This is a genomic window from Methylobacterium sp. (assembly GCF_019745455.1).
Classification (GTDB): Bacteria; Pseudomonadota; Alphaproteobacteria; order Rhizobiales; family Beijerinckiaceae; genus Methylobacterium.
Map to the genome: position 1 here is coordinate 24,481 of NZ_JAIETD010000043.1, position 22,920 is coordinate 47,400.

24 protein-coding genes and 1 riboswitch are annotated in these 22,920 nt (G+C 68.6%); of the genes, 17 read left to right on the forward strand and 7 right to left on the reverse strand.

Annotated elements, in window-relative coordinates:
• Nucleotides 1–2: 2 nt before the first annotated feature.
• Nucleotides 3–995 carry an adenosylcobinamide-phosphate synthase CbiB gene (gene cbiB / locus K2Y56_RS10710; RefSeq protein WP_292507394.1) on the forward strand — a complete coding sequence of 331 codons (993 nt, stop codon included), beginning with the start codon at nucleotides 3–5 and terminating at the stop codon, nucleotides 993–995.
• A gap of 12 nt (nucleotides 996–1,007) precedes the next feature.
• Here the strand turns inward: cbiB and K2Y56_RS10715 are convergent, their stop codons facing one another.
• Nucleotides 1,008–1,481, reverse strand: a complete 474-nt coding sequence (locus tag K2Y56_RS10715; protein ID WP_292507367.1) for a hypothetical protein — start codon at nucleotides 1,479–1,481, stop codon at nucleotides 1,008–1,010.
• Nucleotides 1,482–1,501: 20 nt separating this feature from the next.
• Entirely contained in the window at nucleotides 1,502–2,959 is a 1,458-nt protein-coding gene (locus K2Y56_RS10720; RefSeq protein ID WP_292507368.1) for a cobyric acid synthase, read from the reverse strand.
• Between the two features lie 178 nt (nucleotides 2,960–3,137).
• Here K2Y56_RS10720 and K2Y56_RS10725 point away from each other — a divergent pair, with 178 nt between their 5' ends.
• Together K2Y56_RS10725 and K2Y56_RS10730 are read left to right on the forward strand one after the other, a co-directional pair.
• A complete protein-coding gene (locus K2Y56_RS10725) occupies nucleotides 3,138–4,268 on the forward strand; it encodes a PAS domain-containing protein (RefSeq protein ID WP_292507369.1) in 1,131 nt (376 codons plus the stop codon).
• A 10-nt stretch (nucleotides 4,269–4,278) separates the two neighbouring features.
• On the forward strand, nucleotides 4,279–4,740 hold the full coding sequence (locus tag K2Y56_RS10730; protein ID WP_292507370.1) for a response regulator: 462 nt from the start codon (nucleotides 4,279–4,281) through the stop codon (nucleotides 4,738–4,740).
• 42 nt (nucleotides 4,741–4,782) lie between these two features.
• Here K2Y56_RS10730 and cobO read toward each other — a convergent pair whose 3' ends face one another.
• Both cobO and cobU read right to left on the reverse strand, forming a co-directional pair.
• Nucleotides 4,783–5,388 carry a cob(I)yrinic acid a,c-diamide adenosyltransferase gene (gene cobO / locus K2Y56_RS10735; RefSeq protein WP_292507371.1) on the reverse strand — a complete coding sequence of 202 codons (606 nt, stop codon included), beginning with the start codon at nucleotides 5,386–5,388 and terminating at the stop codon, nucleotides 4,783–4,785.
• Nucleotides 5,385–5,918, reverse strand: a complete 534-nt coding sequence (gene cobU, locus K2Y56_RS10740) for a bifunctional adenosylcobinamide kinase/adenosylcobinamide-phosphate guanylyltransferase (protein ID WP_292507372.1) — start codon at nucleotides 5,916–5,918, stop codon at nucleotides 5,385–5,387. The genes cobO and cobU overlap by 4 nt, the downstream gene beginning before the upstream one ends.
• An 88-nt stretch (nucleotides 5,919–6,006) precedes the next feature.
• Nucleotides 6,007–6,201, forward strand: a riboswitch (cobalamin riboswitch).
• A gap of 36 nt (nucleotides 6,202–6,237) precedes the next feature.
• On the opposite strand from cobU, the gene K2Y56_RS10745 reads away from it, so the two are divergent.
• The 9 genes from K2Y56_RS10745 to cobJ are packed head-to-tail and all read left to right on the forward strand — an operon-like array spanning nucleotide 6,238 to nucleotide 15,764.
• Nucleotides 6,238–6,414 carry a CbtB domain-containing protein gene (locus K2Y56_RS10745; RefSeq protein ID WP_292507373.1) on the forward strand — a complete coding sequence of 59 codons (177 nt, stop codon included), beginning with the start codon at nucleotides 6,238–6,240 and terminating at the stop codon, nucleotides 6,412–6,414.
• A 36-nt stretch (nucleotides 6,415–6,450) separates the two neighbouring features.
• Nucleotides 6,451–7,197, forward strand: coding sequence for a CbtA family protein (locus K2Y56_RS10750; protein WP_292507374.1), 747 nt, complete (start codon nucleotides 6,451–6,453; stop codon nucleotides 7,195–7,197).
• Nucleotides 7,190–7,579: a DUF1636 domain-containing protein gene (locus K2Y56_RS10755; protein ID WP_292507375.1), complete on the forward strand. Its 390-nt coding sequence runs from the start codon at nucleotides 7,190–7,192 to the stop codon at nucleotides 7,577–7,579. Before K2Y56_RS10750 ends, K2Y56_RS10755 begins: the two co-directional genes overlap by 8 nt.
• Nucleotides 7,576–8,610 carry a cobalamin biosynthesis protein CobW gene (gene cobW / locus K2Y56_RS10760; protein WP_292507376.1) on the forward strand — a complete coding sequence of 345 codons (1,035 nt, stop codon included), beginning with the start codon at nucleotides 7,576–7,578 and terminating at the stop codon, nucleotides 8,608–8,610. The genes K2Y56_RS10755 and cobW overlap by 4 nt, the downstream gene beginning before the upstream one ends.
• Before the next feature lie 6 nt (nucleotides 8,611–8,616).
• Complete coding sequence (gene cobN / locus K2Y56_RS10765; RefSeq protein ID WP_292507377.1) at nucleotides 8,617–12,093, forward strand: cobaltochelatase subunit CobN; 3,477 nt, start codon at nucleotides 8,617–8,619, stop codon at nucleotides 12,091–12,093.
• Nucleotides 12,090–13,574: a hypothetical protein gene (locus tag K2Y56_RS10770; protein WP_292507378.1), complete on the forward strand. Its 1,485-nt coding sequence runs from the start codon at nucleotides 12,090–12,092 to the stop codon at nucleotides 13,572–13,574. Before cobN ends, K2Y56_RS10770 begins: the two co-directional genes overlap by 4 nt.
• Nucleotides 13,571–14,215 (forward strand): precorrin-8X methylmutase, encoded by a 645-nt coding sequence (locus tag K2Y56_RS10775; RefSeq protein ID WP_292507379.1) that lies wholly within the window; start codon nucleotides 13,571–13,573, stop codon nucleotides 14,213–14,215. The genes K2Y56_RS10770 and K2Y56_RS10775 overlap by 4 nt, the downstream gene beginning before the upstream one ends.
• On the forward strand, nucleotides 14,215–15,006 hold the full coding sequence (locus K2Y56_RS10780) for a precorrin-2 C(20)-methyltransferase (RefSeq protein WP_292507380.1): 792 nt from the start codon (nucleotides 14,215–14,217) through the stop codon (nucleotides 15,004–15,006). Before K2Y56_RS10775 ends, K2Y56_RS10780 begins: the two co-directional genes overlap by 1 nt.
• Nucleotides 15,003–15,764 (forward strand): precorrin-3B C(17)-methyltransferase, encoded by a 762-nt coding sequence (gene cobJ, locus K2Y56_RS10785; RefSeq protein ID WP_292507381.1) that lies wholly within the window; start codon nucleotides 15,003–15,005, stop codon nucleotides 15,762–15,764. The genes K2Y56_RS10780 and cobJ overlap by 4 nt, the downstream gene beginning before the upstream one ends.
• A 185-nt stretch (nucleotides 15,765–15,949) precedes the next feature.
• On the opposite strand, the gene K2Y56_RS10790 is transcribed toward cobJ, so the two are convergent.
• The gene (locus K2Y56_RS10790) at nucleotides 15,950–16,714 is read right to left on the reverse strand and encodes a cobalt-precorrin-6A reductase (RefSeq protein ID WP_292507382.1); all 765 of its coding nucleotides are present in this window, start codon (nucleotides 16,712–16,714) and stop codon (nucleotides 15,950–15,952) included.
• A 14-nt stretch (nucleotides 16,715–16,728) separates the two neighbouring features.
• Here K2Y56_RS10790 and cbiE point away from each other — a divergent pair, with 14 nt between their 5' ends.
• From cbiE to K2Y56_RS10810, 4 genes are read left to right on the forward strand one after another with little or no spacing between them, the layout of a single operon-like run.
• Nucleotides 16,729–17,970: a precorrin-6y C5,15-methyltransferase (decarboxylating) subunit CbiE gene (gene cbiE / locus K2Y56_RS10795; RefSeq protein ID WP_292507383.1), complete on the forward strand. Its 1,242-nt coding sequence runs from the start codon at nucleotides 16,729–16,731 to the stop codon at nucleotides 17,968–17,970.
• Nucleotides 17,937–18,374 (forward strand): cobalamin biosynthesis protein, encoded by a 438-nt coding sequence (locus K2Y56_RS10800; protein ID WP_292507384.1) that lies wholly within the window; start codon nucleotides 17,937–17,939, stop codon nucleotides 18,372–18,374. The genes cbiE and K2Y56_RS10800 overlap by 34 nt, the downstream gene beginning before the upstream one ends.
• Nucleotides 18,371–19,138 carry a precorrin-4 C(11)-methyltransferase gene (gene cobM, locus K2Y56_RS10805; protein ID WP_292507385.1) on the forward strand — a complete coding sequence of 256 codons (768 nt, stop codon included), beginning with the start codon at nucleotides 18,371–18,373 and terminating at the stop codon, nucleotides 19,136–19,138. The genes K2Y56_RS10800 and cobM overlap by 4 nt, the downstream gene beginning before the upstream one ends.
• Nucleotides 19,132–20,445 (forward strand): cobyrinate a,c-diamide synthase, encoded by a 1,314-nt coding sequence (locus K2Y56_RS10810; RefSeq protein ID WP_292507395.1) that lies wholly within the window; start codon nucleotides 19,132–19,134, stop codon nucleotides 20,443–20,445. Before cobM ends, K2Y56_RS10810 begins: the two co-directional genes overlap by 7 nt.
• Nucleotides 20,446–20,462: 17 nt before the next feature.
• Here the strand turns inward: K2Y56_RS10810 and K2Y56_RS10815 are convergent, their stop codons facing one another.
• Entirely contained in the window at nucleotides 20,463–20,861 is a 399-nt protein-coding gene (locus K2Y56_RS10815) for a helix-turn-helix transcriptional regulator (protein ID WP_292507396.1), read from the reverse strand.
• Between the two features lie 460 nt (nucleotides 20,862–21,321).
• On the opposite strand from K2Y56_RS10815, the gene K2Y56_RS10820 reads away from it, so the two are divergent.
• Entirely contained in the window at nucleotides 21,322–21,648 is a 327-nt protein-coding gene (locus K2Y56_RS10820) for an antibiotic biosynthesis monooxygenase (protein ID WP_292507386.1), read from the forward strand.
• 24 nt (nucleotides 21,649–21,672) lie between these two features.
• Here K2Y56_RS10820 and K2Y56_RS10825 read toward each other — a convergent pair whose 3' ends face one another.
• Nucleotides 21,673–22,911, reverse strand: a complete 1,239-nt coding sequence (locus K2Y56_RS10825) for an MFS transporter (RefSeq protein WP_292507387.1) — start codon at nucleotides 22,909–22,911, stop codon at nucleotides 21,673–21,675.
• Nucleotides 22,912–22,920 lie beyond the last annotated feature (9 nt).

Here is a 22,920-nt window from a genome sequence, read left to right on the forward strand (position 1 = left end):
ACATGCCCTGGACCGCCCTCACCCATACGCCCGACACGCTTCCGATCCTGGCGCTGGCCCTCGCGATCGAGGCGGCGGCCGGCTATCCGGACGCGCTCTACAGGGCGCTCGGCCATCCTGTCACCTGGATCGGCCGCCTCATCGGCACCCTGGACACCGGCCTGAACCGGGGCGATCCGATCCGGCGCCGCATCGCCGGCATTTGCGCCCTCGTCGTCGTGCTGGCGGTTGTGGCGAGCGTCGCTCTCGCCCTAAGCGCTCTCGCCGGCCTTGCGGGCCTATGGCCGGGAAGCGTACTCCTCGGCCTCGCCTGCGCCGCCCTGCCGGCCCAGCGCAGCCTCCACGATCATGTCGCCCGCGTCGCCGAGGGGCTGCGCAGCGATGGACTTGCGGGAGGTCGCTCCGCGGTGGCGATGATCGTCGGGCGCGATCCTGAAAGCCTCGACGAGGCCGGGATCTGCCGCGCCGCGATCGAGAGTCTCTCCGAGAACTTCTCCGACGGAATCGTCGCACCGGCCTTCTGGATCGGCGTGGGCGGCCTGCCGGGGGGCGCCCTCTACAAGGCGGTCAACACCGCCGACAGCATGATCGGCCATAGGACGCTCCGCCACGAGGCCTTCGGTTGGGCCTCGGCCCGGCTCGACGATGTCGTCAACCTACCGGCCTCGCGCCTCGCCGCTGGCCTGATCGTCGCGGCCGCGGCATGCCACCGAGGCGCCTCGGCTCGGAATGCCTGGCGGGCCGTGCGCCGCGATGCCGGCCGCCACCGGTCGCCCAATGCCGGCTGGCCGGAAGCCGCCATGGCCGGCGCCCTCGGCCTGCGCCTCGCCGGCCCTCGCGTCTACGGCGCGATCCGCGTCGAGGATGCCTGGATGGGCGACGGACGTTCCGAAGCAGGCCCTGCGGATGTGGAGCGCGCGCTCGCGCTCTACCGCACCGCCTGCCTCATCCTCTTCGGCCTCGCATTGCTCGGCTGTCTGATGGCAATCGTCTGACGCCGCAGGACCTCAGAGGCAGGGCGTCACGATCGTGCCGCCTCGGTCCGAAAGCGCATCAGCGACATCGCCGAGGGGGAAGGTCTCGGACTTGTCGAGGCTCGGATACTCGATCGTGAAGCTCGTCGCCTTGCTCGCCAGCATCGCTTTGGCCATCGCCTCCAGATCGAAGCGGCTGCTTCGGGCGGACACGACACCGTAGCCATCCGTGACCGCGAAGGGGAAGTTCTTCCCGTCGACGACAACTTGCACGTCGAGCGGCCGGCCCTTCGGCGCCGTCGTTGCCAGACCTTCGAGGAGGATACCCATCTGCCGGTCGTCGGTCCCCGAGCCGCAGAACACCCTGAAGGTGCTCCCCGTCCGGTTGCGGATGCTCGCCTCGACCGTTCCCTGACCGGTACCGCTGGTCCAACGGTAATCGATGGCGAGAGCCGGGCTGGTCATCAGGATCGCGAGGACGGGCGGCAGGAAGGATCTCAGGCGCATACGGAAACGTCCCTTCGTGGTCAGGAGGCGGCGATGGCCAGCAACTGGTCGCAGGCGACATGGGCCTCGATGTGGCCGGCGAGCGCGTCGAGGACCGCGTCGATCCCGGCCTCGTAGCCCTCGCCGCTTGAGACGGTCCCGAGGCGGGCGAGCCAGGCCGCGCGCTGACGGTCGTCGGCAAACAGGCCGTGGACGTAGGTGCCGCTGATCAGGCCGTCGGCGGACATCGCCCCGTCCATGCGCCCGTCGGCGAAGCGCAGGGTCGGCCGCGCCGCATCCGGTCCGGTGGTCTCGCCGACATGCATCTCGTAGCCTGCGAATGGCACGCCGTCGGGCAGGCTCGTTCCCGTCACCGCCTCCAGGCGCTTGAGCGGCGTCATCACGGTGTCGACGTCGAGGAGCCCGAGGCCGGGCACCGAGCGCGGCGCCCCTTCGATTCCGTATGGATCTGAGATCCGGCGGCCGAGCATCTGAAACCCGCCGCAGAGCCCCAGCACCCGGCCGCCACGCCTTAGATGGGCCGAGATGTCGACGTCCCAGCCCTCCGCGCGCAGGACATCAAGGTCGTCGATGGTGGTCTTCGATCCCGGCAACAGCACGAGATCGGCGGTGCCTGGGATCGCCTCGCCCGGCCGCACCAGTACGATCGCGACGCCGGGCTCCGCCCGCAGCGGATCGAGATCGTCGAAATTCGACAGGTGCGGCAGCACCGGCACCGCCACCACGCGCTTGCCCGCTCCCATGGGCGAGCCGGCGAGGCCGAGGATATCCTCCGCCGGCAGGCGGGCGGCGTCGGGGAAATGCGGGACGAGGCCGAAGCTCTGCCAGCCGGTCCTCTCGGCGATCACCGCCATGCCGTCCGCGAACAGGCTCGGATCGCCGCGGAAGCGGTTGACGATGAAGCCGCGGATCATCGCGGCATCCTCGGGCTCGATCACGGCCTTGGTCCCAACGAGGCTGGCGATGACGCCGCCGCGGTCGATATCGCCGAGCAGGATGACCGGCGTCCCCGTCGCGCGGGCAAAGCCCATATTGGCGATATCGCCCCGGCGCAGGTTCACCTCGGAGGCCGAGCCCGCACCTTCCACCACGACGATGTCGGCCTGGGCTCGCAGGTGCTCGAAGCTCTCGATCACGGAGGCCAGGAGCCGCGGCTTCCAGGCCTGGTAGTCGCGTGCCCCTGCGGTGCCGACCATTCGGCCCTGCACGACCACCTGGCTACCGGTCTCGCTCTGCGGCTTGAGCAGCACCGGATTCATGTGGACGGACGGCGCCACCCGGGCCGCCCGCGCCTGAAGCGCCTGCGCCCGGCCGATCTCGCCGCCATCGGCGGTGACGGCCGCATTGTTCGACATGTTCTGCGGCTTGAACGGCCGCACGATCAGCCCGCGATTGGCGAAGGCCCGGCACAAACCGGCGACGATCAGCGACTTGCCGACATCCGAGCCGGTGCCTTGGATCATGATGGCGGATGGCATTGTCGGCGAACGGAATCCTGTTGGTGTCCCCGCATGGGCTGAACTGACCGGAACCATCATTCGATCGTCGTCATACTGATTAATTTTAAATTCATTTCAGGTTCTTCATCGGTTGTATTGAATCAAAGCTGGATAACTCTATGGTGCGATCCGGAGATGGACCCTTGAGGATTGTACATTGCCGTTTCGTCAGTCGGGAGGTTCAACAATGGAGAGTGCGGATGCGTGGACGTTGACTGAGGGCCTTCGTCTGCCGCGGGGCCAGGGAGACCCCCTTTCGGCCGCGATTCGGTCATCGCCCATGCCAATGGTCATCACCGACATCCTTCAGCCCGACAATCCGATCATATTCGCCAACGACGCCTTCCTCCGCATGACCGGTTATTCGCGGGACGAGGTGACGGGCCGGAACTGTCGCTTCCTCCAAGGGCCGGACACCGATCCCAGGGCTGTCTCGGAGATCAGGAACGCGATTGCGGCCCGCAGGGACATCGCGATCGATATCCTGAACTACCGACGGGATGGAACGACATTTTGGAATGCCCTCTACCTGAGTCCGGTCAGAGACGTCGATGGAGGTGTTCAGTATTTCTTCGCGTCACAACTCGACGCGACCGAGCGCAAGCAGCATGAGCTTCATGCTGTTGACCTTCAGCAGGATCTCGAGCGGCAGGTGGCGGTCCGGACGCGCGAACTGGAAGAAGCCCTTCGACGCACCCGCCTCCTGATGCACGAGGTCGATCACCGCGTTAAAAACAACCTGCAGATGATCAGCGCGATGCTCATGATGCAATCGATGAGCATTCCGGATGATCGCGTCAAAGAAACGCTTCAGGAGATGCTCGATCGAGTCGATGCGATGGGCCTTGTCCACAAACGTCTTTATCAGGCCGACGACATCGGCGAGTTCGACATTGCCGAGTTCACTTGTGAGATCGCGGCCAATCTCGTGGCGGCGACAGGTCGAAGAGACATCGACCTCGTGATGGAAACAGAGGCGGTGATGATCAGGCCCAACGCCGCCGCCTGCGTCGCGCTCGTGATCAACGAGGCGATCACCAATGCCCTGAAGCACGCTTTCCCCATAGGTCAGCAGGGCAATCTCAACGTCGCCGTCAGGCCTGCCGGCAACCTCTGCGAGATCAGCATTCGCGACAACGGGATGGGCATGCCCAAGGAGCTTCCCCAGCGGAGCAGCTTCGGGCGGACCCTCATCGAGACCCTGATCGTCCAGTTGAAGGCAAAGATCGAATGGCTTCCCGGCTCTCCAGGAACTCTCGTAAAGATCAGCCTGCCTTTGACTTTGTAGGACGTCAGCTATGAACAGCGAGGCGCTCCAGATACTCATCGTCGAAGATCAATTTCTGATCGCGAAACAGCTCGAGTATATTATCGTTTCCTGCGGCCATATTCATGTCGGCACCGCAGCGAACAGGCCGACTGCGAGCGCCCTGGCTCGGAGCCAGCAGCCTGATATCGCCCTCGTCGATCTTAGCCTTGCAGACGGTCCGACCGGCAAGGACGTCGCGGATGAAATTGCATCGGTCTCCAATGCGAAGGTTCTTTTCCTCACGGCTAATCGTCGGCGCATCTACGACGATTTCGGTGGGGCGATCGGGGTGTTCGAGAAGCCCTTCACGCGTGCGGCGATCAGTGCGGTTCTCAGCTATCTCGCTTGGCGTCTCGATGGATCAGAATCGGAACCTGACGAAATCGAGAAGCCCGAAGGTCTCGACCTTTCTCCTGCCTATGCTCGGCGGTGGTATCCGGAAGTCGCCTGACCGCCCGAGATGTCCGTGGGAGGGCGACGCAGGTCGTGCGCCTCAAAACTCGATTCCCACCTGCGCCTTAACCCCCGCCGCGAAATGGTGCTTGACGCTGCCCATCTCGGTGACGAGGTCCGCGGCCTCGATCAGCGCCGGCTTGGCGTTGCGGCCGGTGACGATCACGTGGAGCCCAGGCCGGCGCGCCTGAAAGGCCGCGACTACATCGCCGATCGGCAGGTAATCGTAGCGCAGCGCGATGTTGAGCTCGTCGAGGAGGACGAGGCCGATCGTCGGGTCGTCCATGAGCTCGATGGCCTTGGCCCAGGCCTGCTCGGCGGCGGCGATGTCGCGGGCCTTGTCCTGCGTCTCCCAGGTGAAGCCTTCGCCGAGCGTATGCCACGCCACCCGGTCGCCGAACGCCTTGAGCGCGTGCTTCTCGCCTGTGTCCCAGGCGCCCTTGATGAACTGCACCACGCCGACCCGCCAGCCATGACCGAGTGCCCTGAGTACGAGGCCGAGCCCAGCAGTGGTCTTGCCCTTGCCGGGGCCGGTATTGACGATGAGGAGACCCTTCTCGATCGTCTTCTCCGCCACTTCGGCGTCCTGGACGGCCTTGCGCTTCTCCATCTTCTCGCGGTGGCGGGTCGCGTCGTCGATGCTCATGAGGACAGTCCGGGTTGAGGTTTGACGAGTATCGGCAGCCCGGCGACCATGAAGATCACGCGGTCGGCCTGCGCCGCCAGGCGCTGATGCAGCCGGCCGGCCTCGTCGCGAAAACGCCGGGCGAGCGCGTTGTCGGGCACGATCCCGAGCCCGACCTCGTTGCCGACGAGCACGATGGGGCCCGCCACGGAGGCGCAGGCGTCGAGGAGGCCATCGACGGCGTTCGGGATGTCGGCCTCGGACAGGATCAGGTTGGTCATCCACAGGGTCAGGCAATCGACCAGCACCGGGCCCCGCGCGGCCGCGACAGCCTCGGCGAGATCGATCGGCGCGTCGCGCGTCACCCACTCCGTCGAGCGCCGTTCGCGATGGAGCGCGATCCGCGCCCGCATCTCGTCGTCGAAGGCCTGGGCGGTGGCGATGTAGAGCCAGGGTGGCGGCATGGCCTCGATCAGGGCCTCGGCATGGACGCTCTTGCCGGAGCGTGCGCCGCCGAGCACCAGTGTAACCTGAGGAGAAGCCTGCCGCATCGGCGTCCTTTAGCGCGAAACACGGGGCCCCGGTCAACGAAGGCGAGAAAGCTGACGCGGAGCGCGTTGTAAGCCACGGCGCGAGAGCGTAGAAGCGTTGTCGGACGGTGCCCCGGCGACGGGGTGAAAAGGGAATGCGGTGACGAGGGAGACCTTGGATTCCGCGGCTGCCCCCGCAACTGTGAGCGGCGAGTGCCTGCCATCGGCCACTGGAGCGATCCGGGAAGGCGGCAGGGACAGCGACCCGCGAGCCAGGAGACCTGCCGTCCTCCCGCATATCCTCGACGCCGCCGGCGGGGCGGTTGGAGACTTGAAGCCGATGACGACCAGCACTCTCACCCTTGCCGGCACCCGCACCAACGAGCGCCTCGGCGCCGTCCTGGTCGCCGCCATGCTCGGCCTCGGCCTCGTCTTCATGGCCGGCTTCGCGCCCTCGATGGCGCTCCACAATGCGGCTCACGATTTCCGCCACGCGCAGAACTTCCCCTGCCACTGATCCGTCCGTCCAGGACCTGAAGGCAGGATCCATCCCATGATCATCCGGCTCGTGTCGGCGGCTCTCGTCGCCGGCTTCATCGCGGCTATCGTCGCCACCGGTCTCCAGCTGACGCTGACCTCGCCGCTGATAATCGCGGCCGAGCGCTACGAGACGCAGGCCGCGGCGCCTGCGGCGTCGTTTGCCGAACTTCCGTCGCTGATCGTTCGCGTGCATGGCGGGGCTCATTCGCACGACGAAGTCGCCAAGGCGACCGATTGGGCGCCGGCGCCCGGCTTTCAGCGCATGGCCTTCACGGCTCTCGCGACCCTCGTCGGCGGCGTCGGATACGCGCTCCTGCTGGGCGCAGTCCTCCTCGCCTGCGGCCGCGAACCGACGCCGGAGACGAGCCTCGGCTTCGCGATCGCCGGCTTCCTCGCGGTCTCCCTCGCCCCGGCGCTCGGCCTTCCGCCGGAACTGCCCGGCATGCCGGCGGCCCCTCTCGAAACCCGTCAGTATTGGTGGGTGATGACGGCCCTTGCAACGGCGATCGGCCTCTACCTCGTCGCGATCCGTCGCACGACGATCGCCATCCTCGGCGGCCTCGTCCTCATGGTCACGCCTCATCTCGCCGGGGCGCCGGAGACCGACCACACCGCCTCCGCGCTGCCGGCCGGCTACGCTGCGCAGTTCGCGGCGCGCTCGCTCGGGATCAGCTTCGTGTTCTGGAGCGTGATCGGCCTCGCCTTCGCATGGGCCTGGGCCATCGTCGCCCGCCCGCGCCCGGCTGCTGCCCGTGCCTGAGGTCGTCCTCTACGTCTGCACCACCTGCCGCATGGGGGACGACGCATCGGAGGCGCGCGCCGGCGCGCGCCTGCTCACGGCGCTGCAGGCTGTGAATGCCAGCGACGATGTCCGGATCGAGGGCGTCGAGTGCCTGTCGGTCTGCAAGCGCCCCTGCACCGTCGCCGTCGCGTCGGAGGGCCGCTGGACCTACATCTACGGCGACCTCGACCCTGCGGCATCCGCCGCGACGATCCTCGACGGCTTGAGTCTCTATGCCGGCACGCCGGACGGAATCGTACCCTGGAAGGCGAGGCCCGAGGCCTTCCGCAAGGGCGTCGTCGCCCGGATCCCACCGTTCCCGCCAAGGGCGGCCCACCCTCTCGCGGACGCAGCCGAATGAGCCTCGTGTCGAAGATTCCCTGCACCATCGTCACCGGGTTCCTCGGGGCCGGCAAAACGACCCTCGTGCGCCACCTCGTCGAGAATGCCGGCGGGCGCCGCCTCGCGATCGTCGTCAACGAGTTCGGCGATATAGGCTTCGACGGCTCTTTTCTGGCCGCCTGCGGCATTGAGGGCTGCGGCGACGAGGACATCGTCGAGCTCGCCAATGGCTGCATCTGCTGCACCGTCGCCGACGATTTCGTGCCTGCCCTCAACAAGCTCCTCGACCGGGCCGAGCCGCCCGAGCACATCCTGATCGAGACCTCGGGACTCGCCTTGCCGAAACCTCTGGTCCAGGCCTTCCAATGGCCTGCGATCCGCTCGCGGGTGACGGTGGATGGGGTCATCGCGGTGGTTGACGGCCCCGCTGTGGCCGCAGGGTTCTTCGCCGACGATCCGGCCGCCCTCGCCGCCCAGCGCGCCGAGGATGCGAGCGTCGACCACGACAATCCCCTCGAGGAGGTGTTCGAGGACCAGCTTCTCTGCGCCGACCTCGTCATCGTCAACAAGGCCGACCTCCTCGACGAGGCCGGCCGCGCCGCCGTGCGCGCCGAGATCGAGGCGCATCTGCCCCGCGCCGTGAAGATGGTCGAGACCGAGCAAGGCCGCATCGACCCTGCGGTGCTGCTCGGCCTCGGTGCGGCGGCGGAAGACGATCTCCAGAACCGTCCTTCGCATCATGGCGAGGGCGAGGATCACGACCACGACGATTTCGACACCGTCGCGATCACGGTTCCACCCAGCGCCACGGCGGAGGATCTTGCGGCCCGCGTCGCCCGCGCCACCGAGACGGCGGGAGTCCTGCGGATCAAGGGGTTCGCCGAAGTGTCGGGCAAGCCGATGCGCCTCGTCGTCCAGGGCGTCGGCACCCGCGTCGTGCACCATTACGACCGACCCTGGCGCGGCAATGAAACCCGCGACGGCCGCCTCGTGGTGATCGGCCTGAAGGGCTTCGACCGGGACGCGGTGGCGTCGGCTTTGGCGGGATAGCTCGCCATGCACCTGATCCGCATCGATACGGTCTCCCTCGACGAGGGCGAAGCCGCGGTCGATCTCGGGCAGGCGCCGGGGGATGTCGTTTTCCTGTCCTTCACCGATTCCGACCTCGTCGGCGTGGCGGCGGCGCATTCGGCGGAAGCGGCGGACTATCAGCAGGCCCACTTCCCAACCCTTCGGCTCGCCAAGTTGGCGAAGCTCCGCCATCCGATGTCGGTGGACCTCTATGTCGAGGCGGTGATCGCCAAGGCCAGGATCGTGGTGATCCGATGCCTCGGCGGCCTCGATTATTGGCGCTACGGAGTCGAGCGCGCCTCGGCGGCCGCCCGCAGCCATGGCGTCGCCCTGGCTGTCCTGCCCGGCGATGACCGGCCGGATGCGCGGCTCGACGCTTTTTCCACCGTTTCACCTGAGATGTCGGCGACCCTGGACGCCTATTTCCGCGCCGGAGGATCAGGCAACCTGCGCCGGATGCTGCGGCGGCTCGCCGGCGAGATCGGCTGGCCCATCGCGGCTGAGCCGCCACAGGCGTTGCCGCGCGGCTTTACCTGTTGCCCTGGCTGCGGGCCTGTGTCGTGGGAGCATGCCCGCGAAGTGGGGCGCAGCTCCATTGCCGATCGCGAGGGGAACAACGCGCCGCTCGCGCTCCTCCTCGTCTATCGCTCGGCGATCCTGGGCGGCGATAGCGGGCCGGCGGCGGTGCTCGCCTCCGAACTCGGCGCCCGTGGCATCGCCTCCGTCGCGGTCGCGGTGTCGAGCCTCAAGGACCCGGAGGCGCTTGGCGCCCTTCGAGACGCGATCGCACGGCAGAAGCCCGACATCGTCATCGCCGCCACCGCCTTCTCGGCCCGCGAGGATGCCGGCTTCGTCCTCGACGCCGCCGACTGCCCGGTGATCCAGGCCTTCACCCTCGGCTCGCCCCGTGACGCCTGGGCGGCCTCTTCGCGCGGCATGGGCGCCGCCGACCTCGCCATGCAGATCGCTCTGCCCGAATTCGACGGTCGCCTCTCGGGCTTCCCGATCTCGTTCAAGGAGGAGGCCCCGGAAGTCGAGGGCTTCGGCGGGCGCCGAGCGCGGCCCTATGCCGACGGCATCGCGGCTCTGGCCGACAGGGCCGCCGCCTGGATCAGGCTGAGACGCCTTCCGCCGGCCGAACGTCGGATCGCCCTGGTGTTGTCGGACTACCCGGCCCGCGGCGGCCGGGCCGGCTTTGCCGTCGGACTCGACACGCCGGAGAGCGCACGCGCGATCGCCTCGGTTCTGCAGGCCGAAGGCTACACGGTTCGAGACCTGCCGGACGCCGAACAGCTGATGCGCGGGCTCACCGAGGACGAACCCGACTTCATCGTGCCGCTGGACGATTACCGTGCCTGGCTCGCCGGGCTGCCGGAGGCGTTGCGCGCGACCCTCGATGCGCGTTGGGGCAGACCGGAGGATGACCCGTTCTTTACGAGGGGCGCCTTCCGGTTCCGCTCCGTTTCCTCAGTCTCCAACCCGGACCCCCATCCTGAGGCGCGAAGCCTCGAAGGAGGACTCCAGGGATCGCAGCGGCCTCTGGAGCCCTCCTTCGAGGCCGCTGACGCGGCACCTCAGGATGAGGTTGTGGGCGGCAGGTGTGGTCAACTACGCATCTTCCTCCAGCCCGACCGCGGCCGATGCTCGGACCGGAAGGCCGGCTACCACGACCCCGACGAGCCGCCGACGCATGCCTATCTCGCCTTCCATCTCGGGCTGCGGAGACGTTTCGATGCGCTGATCCATCTCGGCACCCACGGCACCACCGAATGGCTGCCGGGCAAGGCCGTCGCCCTGTCGCCGGATTGCTGGCCGGCGCTCTGCATCGGCGCCTTGCCGGTGATCTATCCCTTCATCGTCGACGATCCGGGCGAGGCCGCGCCGCTGAAGCGCCGGCTCGGCGGCATCGCCCTCGGCCACCTGACGCCGCAGGCGGTGCAGGCAGGCCTGAGCCCGGAGGCGGCGCGCCTGCGCGAGCTCGTCGAGGAATACTCGGCAGCGAGCGTGCTCGACCCGCGCCGGGCCGCGATCCTGAGCCGGTCGATCCTCGACGAGGCGCAGGCCGAAGGGCTCACGACCGGGGCCGGCATCGATGCCGACACGCCGATGGCCGATGCGCTGGCCGCCCTCGACGCGCATCTCTGCGATCTCGCCGAGGTCACCACCCGCGACGGGCTCCACGTCTTCGGTGAGGCCGCGCCGGATGCCGCCGAGGCCGTGAGGGCCTGCGCAGCCGGTGAGCGGGCGGGCCTGCTCGCCGCCCTCGACGGCCGCTTCGTGCCGCCGGGACCTGCCGGATCGCCCTCACGCGGCCGCGCCGACGTCATGCCCACGGGGCGAAACCTCACCACCCTCGACCCGCGCGCGATCCCGACCCGCGCCGCAGCGACGCTCGGGGCAAAAGCCGCCGATGCCGTGGTGCTGCGCTACCTGCAGGACGAGGGCGAGTATCCCGCGCGCATCGTCATGGATCTTTGGGCCTCGCCGACCCTTCGCACCGGCGGCGAGGACGTCGCCCACGCCCTCGCCCTGATGGGCGTGGGCCCGGTCTGGGACCATGCCTCGACCCGTGTGACCGGCTTCGAGATCCTGCCGCTCGCCCTCCTCGATCGCCCGCGCATCGACGTGACGGTGCGAGTCTCCGGCGCCTTTCGCGATACCTTTCCCGAGACGCTCTCGCTCCTCGACAGGGCCGCCCGCGCCGTCGCCGAGCGGTCGGAAAGCGATGAGGAGAATCCTCTCGCCGCTGCCGTTCGCCGTGGCGAGACGCCGGCACGGATCTACGGCGCCGCGCCGGGTCGCTACGGTGCGGGAGCCGGCGAACTCGCCCTCGACGGCGCCTGGGAGAACCGGGACGAGCTCGGCAGGGCCTATCTCGACGCTACCACCCACGCCTATGGGGGCGCCTCCGATCTGCCCGACGATGGGTTCGCCGATCGGGTCTCGCGGGCCGATGCCTATGTCCATGCCTTCGACGTCGCCGAGCGCGACCTCCTCGACGGCGATGCCGCGGTCGAGGCCATGGGCGGGTTCGCCGCCGCTGCGGCTCTGTCCGGCGCCAGTCCGACCCTCTACAGCCTCGACGTCTCCAAGCCCGAGACGCCCCGCGCCCGCACGGCCCGCGAGGACGTTTCCCGTCTGATCCGCGGCAAGCTCACCCATCCGCGCTGGATCGCGGCGCAGCTCCGGCACGGCTATCGCGGCGCGCAGGAACTGGCGCAGGGGGTCGACGCGGTCTTCGTCCTCGCCGCGACGACCGATGCCGTCTCGGACGCCGATCTCGACCGGCTCTACGGCGCCTTCATCGCCGATGCCGAGACCTTCGATCGGCTTCGCGCGGCCAACCCGGCGGCGGCCCGCGCCATCCTCGAGCGGTTTGACGATGCTCGCGAGCGCGGACTCTGGCAGACACGCCGCAACGCCATGGCCGCCGACGAGCTCCTGCGCGAGGCCGCCGAATGACCGCCCTGCGCCGCGTTCAGCCAGACACTCCGCACCGCCGCGGCTGGTGTCCGAGCCTCGCCCGGCCGATGCCGACCGGCGACGGCTTGCTGGCGCGGGTGCATCCTCCGCTCGGCATCCTGACTGCCGGACAGGCGAGGGCCGTGGCGGACGCCGCGCGGCGCTTCGGTAACGGCCATATCGACGTGACGGCGCGAGCGAACCTGCAGATTCGCGGCGTCACCGAGGCCACGAGCTCACCCCTTGCCGCCTTTCTCACGGAAGCGGGCCTCGGCGACAGGCGCGACGATGGCGGCCCTCAGCGGCTGACGCTGACGCCTCCGCTGGCCGGCCACGACGTGATGGCCCTCGCTTGGGCGATCGAGGAGATCGGGCTCGAGATACCGGGCCTTCCGGCAAAGACGCTGGTGGCGGTCGAAGAGGCGGGATCGCCCTTCGCGGCAAGCCTCGCTGCCAACGACGCAGACATCCGTATCGTCCTCGATAACACCGCGCCCATCCCCGGACGGGCGGAGCGTCAGCGGAGCACGATCCGGGAAAGGGCGGCGGGTGCTATGGCCGCCGGAGCCTGTCGCGTAGCCCTTGCCGGTCCGGATGGCCTCGCTTGGTTCGCCTGTAAGTTCCAAGAAGACGCTGTCTCCGTGGTCGATGTCGCCCTTCGTTCTCTGGCCGTCAGCGGTGCGCGCCGAATGCGCGACCTCCCGGCCACCGAGAGGAACGGGCTCATACGGGCTTCGCGCGATCACCTCGTCCGTGTTCCTCCGGTCCATCCCACCCTTCGCCCTCATCCTGAGGCGCCGGGGCGCAGCGGAGGCCTCGAAAGAGGCCTCCAGGAAACGCATTTGGCACTGGAAGCCTCCTTCGAGGCCGCTGACGCGGCGCCTCAGGATGAGGGCGCGGGTGGAAGGACGGCCGTCTGCGGCGTCATCGATCTTGGTGACGGCGGGACCGCCCTTGCCATCGATTCGCCCTTCGGCCGGTGCGGCGCCGACAGCCTCGATCGGCTCGCCGATGAGGCCGAGGGGCTGGCGAGCGACATCCATCTCTCGCCGAGCCGCGGCTTCGTCCTCCTATCGAGCCATCTCGTTGGAGCAGAGCGCGCCCAGGACGCCCTGGCGAAGGCTGGGTTCATCACTACCGCTCACGATCCCCGCACTGCCGTGGCGGCCTGCCCCGGCGCCCCGGCCTGCGCCTCCGGTTCGACGGCGACGCTCGCCGATGCCGCGCGCCTCGCCGACGTCTTCCGGCCTTTCGCCGAGCGTGGCTTACGCGCGCATGTCTCCGGCTGCGCCAAGGGCTGCGCTCACCCTGCCGCCGCCGACCTCACCCTCGTTGGGGTTGCCGGCCTCTACGGTATCGTCGTCGAGGGTGCTCCGTCTGCATTGCCGGCGACGCAACTGACTTTCGAGGCGGCGCTGGAGCGTCTAAGGAGGGCCGACCCCTCGACACCGCTCAGTCACGCCTTCAGGACCACGCCATGACCTCGCCCACCGCCTCGCGGTCGGACTACCTGCGCGACGGGCAGGCGATCTATGCCCGCTCCTTCGCGATGATCCGCGAGGAGGCGGACCTCTCCCGGTTCCACGGCATCGGCGAGCGGGTCGTGGTGCGGATGATCCATGCCTGCGGCATGACCGACCTGCCGGCCGACGTCGAAGCCTCTGTCGACTTCGCCGAATCCGGCGCCGCCGCCCTGAAGCGCGGCGCGCCGATCCTGTGCGACGTGCGCATGGTCGCCGACGGCGTCACCCGCTCCCGGCTCCCGGCCGATAACCGGGTGATCTGTACCTTAAGCGACCCGCGCGTGCCGGGCCTAGCCGCCGAGATGGCAACGACGCGAACGGCCGCCGCGATGGAACTCTGGCGCGAGCACCTGCCCGGCAGCATCGTCGCCGTCGGCAACGCGCCCACTGCCCTGTTCCGCCTGCTGGAACTCCTCGACGAGGGCATCGCCCCGCCGGCGGCCGTCATCGGCATCCCGGTCGGCTTCGTCGGCGCGGCGGAATCGAAGGAGGCCTTGGCCCGCGACGGCCGCGTGCCCTTCATCGTCGTCCACGGACGGCGCGGCGGCAGCGCCATGACGGCGGCAGCGGTCAACGCCCTCGCGAACGAGGTCGAGTGATGGACGCGACCGAGCGGCTTGCCTCCGCCCTCCCCCATGACGAGCCCTCGGTGCCGCGGATCGCCGTCACCGGGACGTTGTTCGGTGTCGGGATGGGGCCGGGCGACCCGGAATACCTCACCGTTCGGGCCGTGAAGGTGCTCAGCGAGGCGCCGGTTCTGGTCCATTTCTGCAAGAAGGGCCGGCGCGGCAACGCCCGCACCATCGCCGACGCGGTGATGCGCGATCCCGCCCGCGAATTCCCGCTGGTCTATCCCTACACCACCGAATTGCCGCCGGACGACGCGGAGTACGTCTCGGCACTCGCCGGGTTCTACGACGATGCGGCGGGGCAGCTCGCCGACCAACTCGCGATGGGCCGCGACGTGGCGATCCTCAGCGAGGGCGATCCGTTCTTCTACGGCTCGTTCATGCATCTCTGGCGGCGGCTAAAGGATCGCTTCCCGGTGGAGGTCGTGCCCGGCGTCACCGGCATGTCCGGCTGTTGGACCAGGGCGGGCACCCCGATCACCTGGGGCGACGACGTGCTCACCGTCCTGCCGGCCACCCTCCCGTACGCCGCGCTCGCCGAGAAGCTGCGCCTCACCGACGCCGCCGTGATCATGAAGCTCGGCCGGCACCTGCCGAAGGTCCGCAAGGCCCTGGCGGAGGCCGGGCTCCTGGAACGCGCGGTCTATGTCGAGCGCGGCACGATGGCGGGCGAGTCCATCGTCGCCCTCGCCGAGAAGCCCGACGACGTCGCGCCCTATTTCTCGATGGTGCTGGTGCCCGGCGAGGGCCGCCGGCCGTGACAGGCTCCGTGACGGTCGTCGGCCTCGGGCCGGGCGACCCGCGCCTCCTCACCGCCGCCGCCGCCGAAGCCCTTGGCGAGGCCGAGGACCTCATCGGCTACATCCCCTACGTCGCCCGCGTGCCCGAGCGGCCGGGCCTCGTGCGACACGCTTCCGACAATCGGGTCGAGGTCGACCGGGCACGCCAGGCTCTCGAACTCGCCGCCTCCGGGCGTCGGGTCGCGGTCGTGTCCGGCGGCGATCCCGGCGTCTTCGCCATGGCGGCGGCTTTGTTCGAGGCTGTGGAGGCCGGCGACCCGGCCTGGCGGCGCCTCGACATCCGGGTCGAGCCCGGCATCACCGCCATGCTCGCCGCCGCCGCCCGTCTCGGGGCGCCGCTCGGCGGGGATTTCTGCGCGCTCTCGCTCTCGGACAACCTCAAGCCCTGGCCGGTGATCACGGCGCGGCTCGAGGCGGTGCTGCGGGCCGATTTCGTGGTGGCGCTCTACAATCCGATCTCCTCGGCCCGGCCCTGGCAGCTCGGCGCCGCCCTCGGGCTCGCGGTGGAGATCCGCGCAGCCGCCACGCCCGTCATCTTCGCCCGCGCGGTCTCGCGGCCGGACGAGGCGATCCGGGTCCTGAATTTGGCGGAGGCCCGCGAGGCGCCGGCCGACATGGCGACCATGGTGATCATCGGTGCCTCCGCGACACGGCTGGTTACCCGCGGCGAGGGCGAACAGCCTTTCGTCTACACGCCTCGCAGCGTGCCGGCGCGATGACCGCCTCGATCCAGCCTGCGGCTCTCCCAGAAAGTGTCCTCATCCTGAGGTGCCGGAGCGTAGTGGAGGCCTCGAAGGAGGGCTCCAGAACGCGCAGTGGTCGCTGGAGGCCTCCTTCGAGGCTCGATGCGCGAGCACCCCAGGATGAGGGAGAGGATTGGTCGTTCTCTTGGTTATGCAGCCGGTCAGGATCTGTCTGGGACGATAGCGGTGCGAAGCCAATCCAGCGCCTCCGCCGCATCCTGAACCTGCGCCACGTCCGGCTTCCTCGGCTGGCGTACGATCACCACCGGCAGCTCCAAAGCCCGCGCCGCGGCGATCTTGCCGTAGGTGGCTTCGCCCCCCGAGTTCTTGGTGACGAGAACCTCGATTCCGGCCTCGCGAATGAAGCGCACCTCGTCGGCTTGCTGAAACGGCCCGCGGGCCGCGATCGTAGTGAGGCGCGGAACCGGCATTACGTCGCCTACCGGCTCGATCGTGCGCACGACGAAATCGTGCTGGGGCGCCGCCGTGAAAGCCGCGAGTTCGAGACGGCCGATGGTGACGAAGACCCGGCGCGGCGCTTCTCCCAGGGCGGAGACACAGGCGGCGACGCTGTCGACCTCGGTCCATCGGTCGCCGGGCTGACGCGGCCACGGCGGCCGCCGGATCGCCAGGATCGGGATGCCGACCGCCTGTGCCGCGTCCGCCGCGTTCACGCAGATGCGCGCGGCGAAGGGATGCGTGGCGTCGATCAGGAGATCAGTCCGATTCTCGCGCAGCCAGGCGGCCAGCCCCTCGACGCCGCCAAAACCGCCGATCCGGGTGCGGACGGGCTCGGCCTTCGGCACGGCGGTGCGGCCGGCAAGCGAGAGCGTCACGTCATGCGAGCAATTCGTCAGACCGGCCACCAGAGCGCTGGCCTCGCTGGTGCCGCCGAGGATGAGGATGCGCAGGCCGCCCGTAATCATGGCGGTCTTGTTCCATGACGGGAGAGGTGCAGTCGAGCCCAGGCCGCTGGCTCGCCATCGTCGGAATCGGCGAGGACGGCCGCGCAGGCCTCACCGCCGCCGCCAGCGCTGCCCTCGACAACGCAGAGGTGGTCTATGGCGGCGAACGCCACTTTGCCCTGGCATCCCCCCTGAAGGCCCAGGCGAAGGCGTGGCCGCGGCCGATCACCGAGGCCTATCCCGGGATCCTGGCGCGGCGCGGCCGGCCGACCTGCATCCTGGCGACGGGTGACCCGTTCCATTACGGCATCGGGGCCGAGATCGCCCGCTTCGTCGCCCCGGCCGAGATCGCCGCCTTTCCCCAACCCTCCTCCTTCAGCCTCGCCTGCGCCCGGCTCGGCTGGCCGCTGGCGGAATGCGCCTGCCTCACCCTGCACGGCCGCGCCCTCCCCCGCATCATCCCGTCGCTGCAGCCCGGCTCCCGGCTGCTGGTCCTGTCCTGGGATGGAACGACCCCGGCCGCGGTGGCGGCGCTCCTCGTCGAGCGCGGCTTCGGGGCGTCGGTCATTACCGTTCTCGAAGCCATGGGCGGCGAGCGAGAGCGCATCCGCAGCGCCCATGCAGCGGGGTTCGCCCTCGCGGACATCGACCCCCTGAACACCATCGCCATCGCGGTCGTGGCTGGCCCCGACGCCCGCGTGGTGACGCTGAGCCCCGGGCTCGCCGATGCCTGGTTCGAGAATGACGGGCAGCTCACCAAGTCCGAGATCCGCGCGGTCACCCTGGCGGCGCTGCAGCCGTCGGCCGGGCAGTTGTTGTGGGATGTCGGCGCGGGTGCAGGGTCGGTTGCGATCGAATGGTGCCTGCGCCACCCCGCCAACCGCGCGATCACCGTCGAGGCGAAGAGCGAGCGGGTGGAGCGGATCGGGCGCAATGCCGCCGACCTCGGAGTGCCGGACCTCCGGATCGTGCAGGGCCGCGCGCCGGACATCCTCGCCGGATTGGAAGCGCCCGACGCCATCTTTGTCGGCGGCGGTGTCTCCGAGCCGGCGATCCTCTCCAGCGCGATCGATGTCCTGAAGCCAGGGGGGCGCCTCGTCGCAAACGCCGTCACCCTCGAGGGCGAAGCGGCCCTGCTGGCGGCCTTCTCGTGCTATGGCGGGACGCTGCGACGGCTCTCGGTCGCCCGCGCCGACCCCGTCGGCGGAATGCATGGCTGGCGCAGCGCGATGCCGGTGACGCAATGGGCCTGGACCAAGGCGGCTCGAACGCCGTGACCGGCCTCGTCGCCGGCATCGGGTTTCGCCGCGAGACCGGAGTCGACGAGATCGTCGCCCTCGTCGTCCAGGCCCTCGACGCCATCGGCGCCTCACGAGATCGGCTCGCGGCGCTCGCCACGGCCGAGGATCGCGCCAGAGATCAGGGCGCGATCGATGCGGCGGCAGCCCTGGGCATTCCGCTTCTCGCGATCGGACAAGCCGACATGCTGGCCGCCGATGACCGCGTTCAAACGCGCTCGGCGCGGATCGAGGCGAGCCGGGGTGTCGGATCGGTCGCCGAAGCCGCGGCTCTTGCCGCCTCCGGCGAGGAGGGCCGGCTCGTCCTCCGGCGCATCGCCAGTTCCTACGCCACCTGCGCCCTGGCAATGCCACGCGTTTCCGGGCAAAGCCGGCTGCCATGACAGTTCACTTCATCGGAGCGGGGCCGGGAGCGGCGGACCTCATCACGCTACGGGGGCGCGATCTCATCGCGCGCTGCCCTGTCTGCCTCTATGCCGGCTCGCTGGTCGCCCCGGAGATCCTTGGCTGGTGCCCGCCGGGCGCCCGGATCGTCGACACGGCGCCCCTCGATCTCGATGCGATCACGGCCGAATACGTCGCAGCGCAGGAGGCCGGGCAGGACGTAGCGCGCCTGCATTCGGGCGACCTCTCGATCTGGAGCGCCCTCGCCGAACAGACCCGACGCCTCGATCGGCTCGGCATCCCCTACACGGTGACGCCGGGCGTGCCCTCCTTCGCGGCCGCGGCTGCCGTCCTGCGGCGCGAACTGACGGTTCCGGAACTGGCGCAGTCCGTCGTGCTGACCCGAACCTCGGGCCGGGCGAGCGCCATGCCGGACCGCGAGCGCCTCGCTGCCTTCGCCGCCACCGGTGCGACCCTGGCGCTCCACCTCTCCATCCACGTCATCGACCGGATCGTGGCGGAGCTCGCTCCCTTCTACGGCACCGACTGCCCGGTGGCCGTCGTGTTCCGCGCGACCTGGCCGGACGAGCGCGTCCTTCAGGGGACGCTCGCGACGATCGCCGCGGAGGTGGCCGCCGCCGGTCTCGAGCGGACGGCCCTGATCCTGGTCGGTCCGGCGCTGGGTGCGGAGCGCTTCCGGGAAAGCGCGCTCTACTCGCCCGATTACGACCGCCGCTTCCGTCCGACAGGGGCTGTATCGTGATCCCCGGCCTCCTCGTCGCGGCGCCCCGGTCGAGTTCGGGCAAGACCACGGTCACGCTCGCGCTGATGCGGGCCCTGCGCCGTCGCGGCCTGCGCGTGCGCGGCGCCAAGTGCGGGCCGGATTACATCGACCCCGCCTTCCATCAGACCGCGACCGGCGAACCGAGCGTCAATCTCGACAGCTTCGCGATGCCCGGATCCCTCCTCGACGCGGTGGCGGGGCTTGCCATGGCCGATGCGGATGTGGTGATCGCAGAAGGTTCGATGGGCCTGTTCGACGGCATCGTCGCACGCGAGGGCGCGACCGGCGCCAATGCCGATATCGCCGCCCGGTACGGCTGGCCGGTGATCCTCGTCCTGGACGTCTCCGGTGCGGCACAATCGGCCGCGGCGGTGGCGCTCGGCTGCGCCCGCTACGATCCTCGGATCAAGATCGCGGGGGTCGTCCTCAACAAGGTCGCGAGTCCGCGCCACCGGCGCCTCGTCGAAACAGGGCTGGCCCGCATCGGAATTCCGGTCCTCGGAGCGCTGATGCGCGATGCGAGCCTGGCTCTACCGGAGCGCCATCTCGGCCTCGTCCAGGCGCGCGAGACCGGCGACCTCGACCTGCGCCTCGACCGGCTCGCGGACCTCGCGGAAGCCGGCCTCGACCTCGATGCCATCCTGGCCGCAGCTTCTTCCACTGGGATTCCGCACGGCGAGACGTTCCTGCCGCGGCCGCCCGGCCAGCGGATCGCCATCGCGTCCGATTCAGCGTTCTCGTTCCTGTACCCGCATCTGGAGATCGGCTGGCGACGGGCCGGCGCCGAACTCGTTGCGTTCTCGCCGCTCGCCGACGAGGCACCGGCACCGGATTGCGATGTGTGCTGGCTGCCGGGCGGGTATCCGGAGCTGCACGCTGGCACGCTCGCTCAAGCGCACACCTTCCGCCACGGCTTAAGGAGCTTTTCCGAAACGAAGTCAGTCCACGGAGAGTGCGGCGGCTACATGGTGCTGGGCAAGAGCATCGAGGATGCCGACGGCATCACCCATCCGATGCTCGGGCTCCTTCCCGTATCGACGTCATACCGCGCCCGGCGTCTCCATCTTGGCTATCGGGTTGCGACCCTGATCGCCGACGGCGTGCTCGGCCAGGCAGGAGGGCGGCTCGTCGGCCACGAATTTCACTACGCCAGCGAAATTACCCCCCCGCCGAGCCGAGACGAAGCACTCGCCGAGGTCACCGATGCGGAAGGGATGGCCCAAGGGCTCGCCGGTCACAGGCGTGGCCACGTGACCGGCAGCTTCTTTCACCTCATCGCCGCTTGAACGGGCGATGATGCCGCTCAGGCGGCACCCGGCTCCGCCACGGGGGCCTGCTTGCCCATCTTCGCAGCGGTCCGCACGAGGGCGAGCACGTCGCGCCTGAGCTGGTCGTCGCCGATCAGCGCGTATGCTCGCAGAAGCTCGATCGCACCCTGCGTCCCGAGGAACCCGAATGCGTCGCTTTGGCCGCTATTATCATCCTCCTCGAAGAAGGCGGACACCGGAACCTCAAGTAACCTCGCGATCTCGCGCAGGCGTCCGGCGCCGACGCGGTTCTGACCTTTCTCGTACTTCTGCACCTGCTGAAAAGTGACGCCCACGGCCGTGCCGAGAGCAGTCTGGCTCAGACCACGTGCTTTGCGAAGAGCGGTTATGCGCAGTCCAACCAGTCGGTCGACGTCCGTGGTCTGTTTAGGCATCGTCACTCGATACGGTCCAACTGCTACGCTGTACGCCGACTCGGACCTTTTGAGCGGGCGTCCATCTGAATGAAAATGTGGGGCCCCGAACCAGGGTTCGGCTTCGCGTAGAACCGCGGCCGCGATACTTCGCCATCCGAGCCACGCCAAAGCACTGAATAACGTATTAGAAACCGAGAGAGAATGCCACAAGCGATGGCATCCATCGTTAAGAAGTATCGTTCTGACAAGCTTGACCACGAACGACATCGCCGTGGCAAGCGTGTTGCCATTCGGAATCGGAAAAATCCTGGAGATCATCAGAGCAATGCTGTGATCCGAAAATGCACTGCTTGATTGTGCGCTATCGAAATTCGGGATCGACGCAGTAATTGCCGCATGCGAACCGCGGCGTCGCGCCGGGTATCGATGCGCGGCTCGCCGCTTTAAGTTCCGGCCGAAATCAGTGGGAGACGACGTGATGTTCATCGCCATGAACCGGTTCAAGGTGGTCAAGGATTCGGTAACGGATTTCGAGCAGGTCTGGCTCGGACGTGACAGTCACCTTGGCGAGATGGAAGGCTTCGTCGAGTTCCAGCTGCTGAAGGGACCGGAGCACGAGGACCACGTCCTCTACGCGTCTCACACGATCTGGGCCTCGAAGGCGGCGTTCGAAGCCTGGACGCGCTCAGAGCAGTTTCGCAAGGCGCATAGCCGGGTGCCGACGACGAAGCCGCTCTACCTCGGCCATCCGCAGTTCGAAGGGTTCGAGACGGTGCAGACGGTGAGCCGTCCCGGCCCAGTCTGAAGGTTCAGGCGCGCTGAAGGGTCGTCAGGCTCTAGCCGCGGCGACCTTCGGATGCAGCCGCGGCAGGAACGCCGCTGCAAATCCGATGAACGGCAGGTAGGCGCATAGCGCGTAGACGAATTCGATGCTGGTGCGATCCGCGAGTTCGCCCAGCACAGCGGCTCCGAGACCGCCCATGCCGAAGGCGAAGCCGAAGAAGAGGCCGCCGACAAGGCCGATGCGGCCTGGCAGCAATTCCTGAGCATAGACCAGGATCGCCGGCATCGCGGAGGCGAGGATAAAGCCGATCGGCACGGTTAGGACCACGGTCCAGAACAGGTTGGCGTGGGGCAGCGCCAGCGTGAGAGGCAGGATCCCGAGAATCGAGCCCCAGATCACGGGTTTGCGCCCGAACCGGTCCCCGATAGGCCCGCCGAGGATGGTTCCCGCGGCGGCGGCTCCGAGGAAGACGAAGAGGTAGACCTGCGACTGGCCGATCGGCACGCCGAACCGATGGATCAGGTAGAAGGTGTAGTAGGACGAGAAACTTGCCATGTAGAAATACTTGGAGAAGATCAGGACGAGGAGAATGCCGATCGTCGCCACCGTCCGGCGCCTCGGGAATACTGGCCTGTTGGAAGGAATTTCGGACGAAGAACCCGACGGATGGTCCGAGAGATTCTTGCGGTACCAGGCTCCAACCGTCGTCAGTAGTATAATGCCCGTGAGTGCGGCGAGCGCGAACCAGACGACGCTCGCTTGCCCGTGAGGTACGACCAGGAGCGCTGCCAGGAGCGGTCCCAGCGCCGTCCCCGCATTCCCGCCGACCTGGAAAATGGATTGCGCGAGACCGTAGCGCCCACCGGAAGCGAGCCTTGCCACGCGCGACGCCTCCGGGTGGAAGATCGCGGACCCGAGCCCGACGAGGCCGGCGGCAACGAGCAGAAGGCCATAGCTCCAGGCCACCGAGAGCAGGACCAGCCCGACCAACGACGACCCCATGCCGACGGCCAGCGAGAAGGGCATCGGCCTGCGATCCGTGAAGAGCCCGATCAACGGCTGCAGCACTGAGGCCGTCGCCTGGAAGACCAGGGTGATGAGGCCGATCTGACCGAAATCGAGCCGGAACTCAGCTTTGAGGATCGGATAGATCGCAGCGAGGACTGACTGAACGAGATCGTTCAGCATGTGTGAGACGCTGAGTGCCGCAAGGATTGCCGCTGCCGGGGCGACGGGTGATCGAGCGATGACCCTCTCTGGTACCTCGGTTGACGTCGCGGTCATCGTACGTGC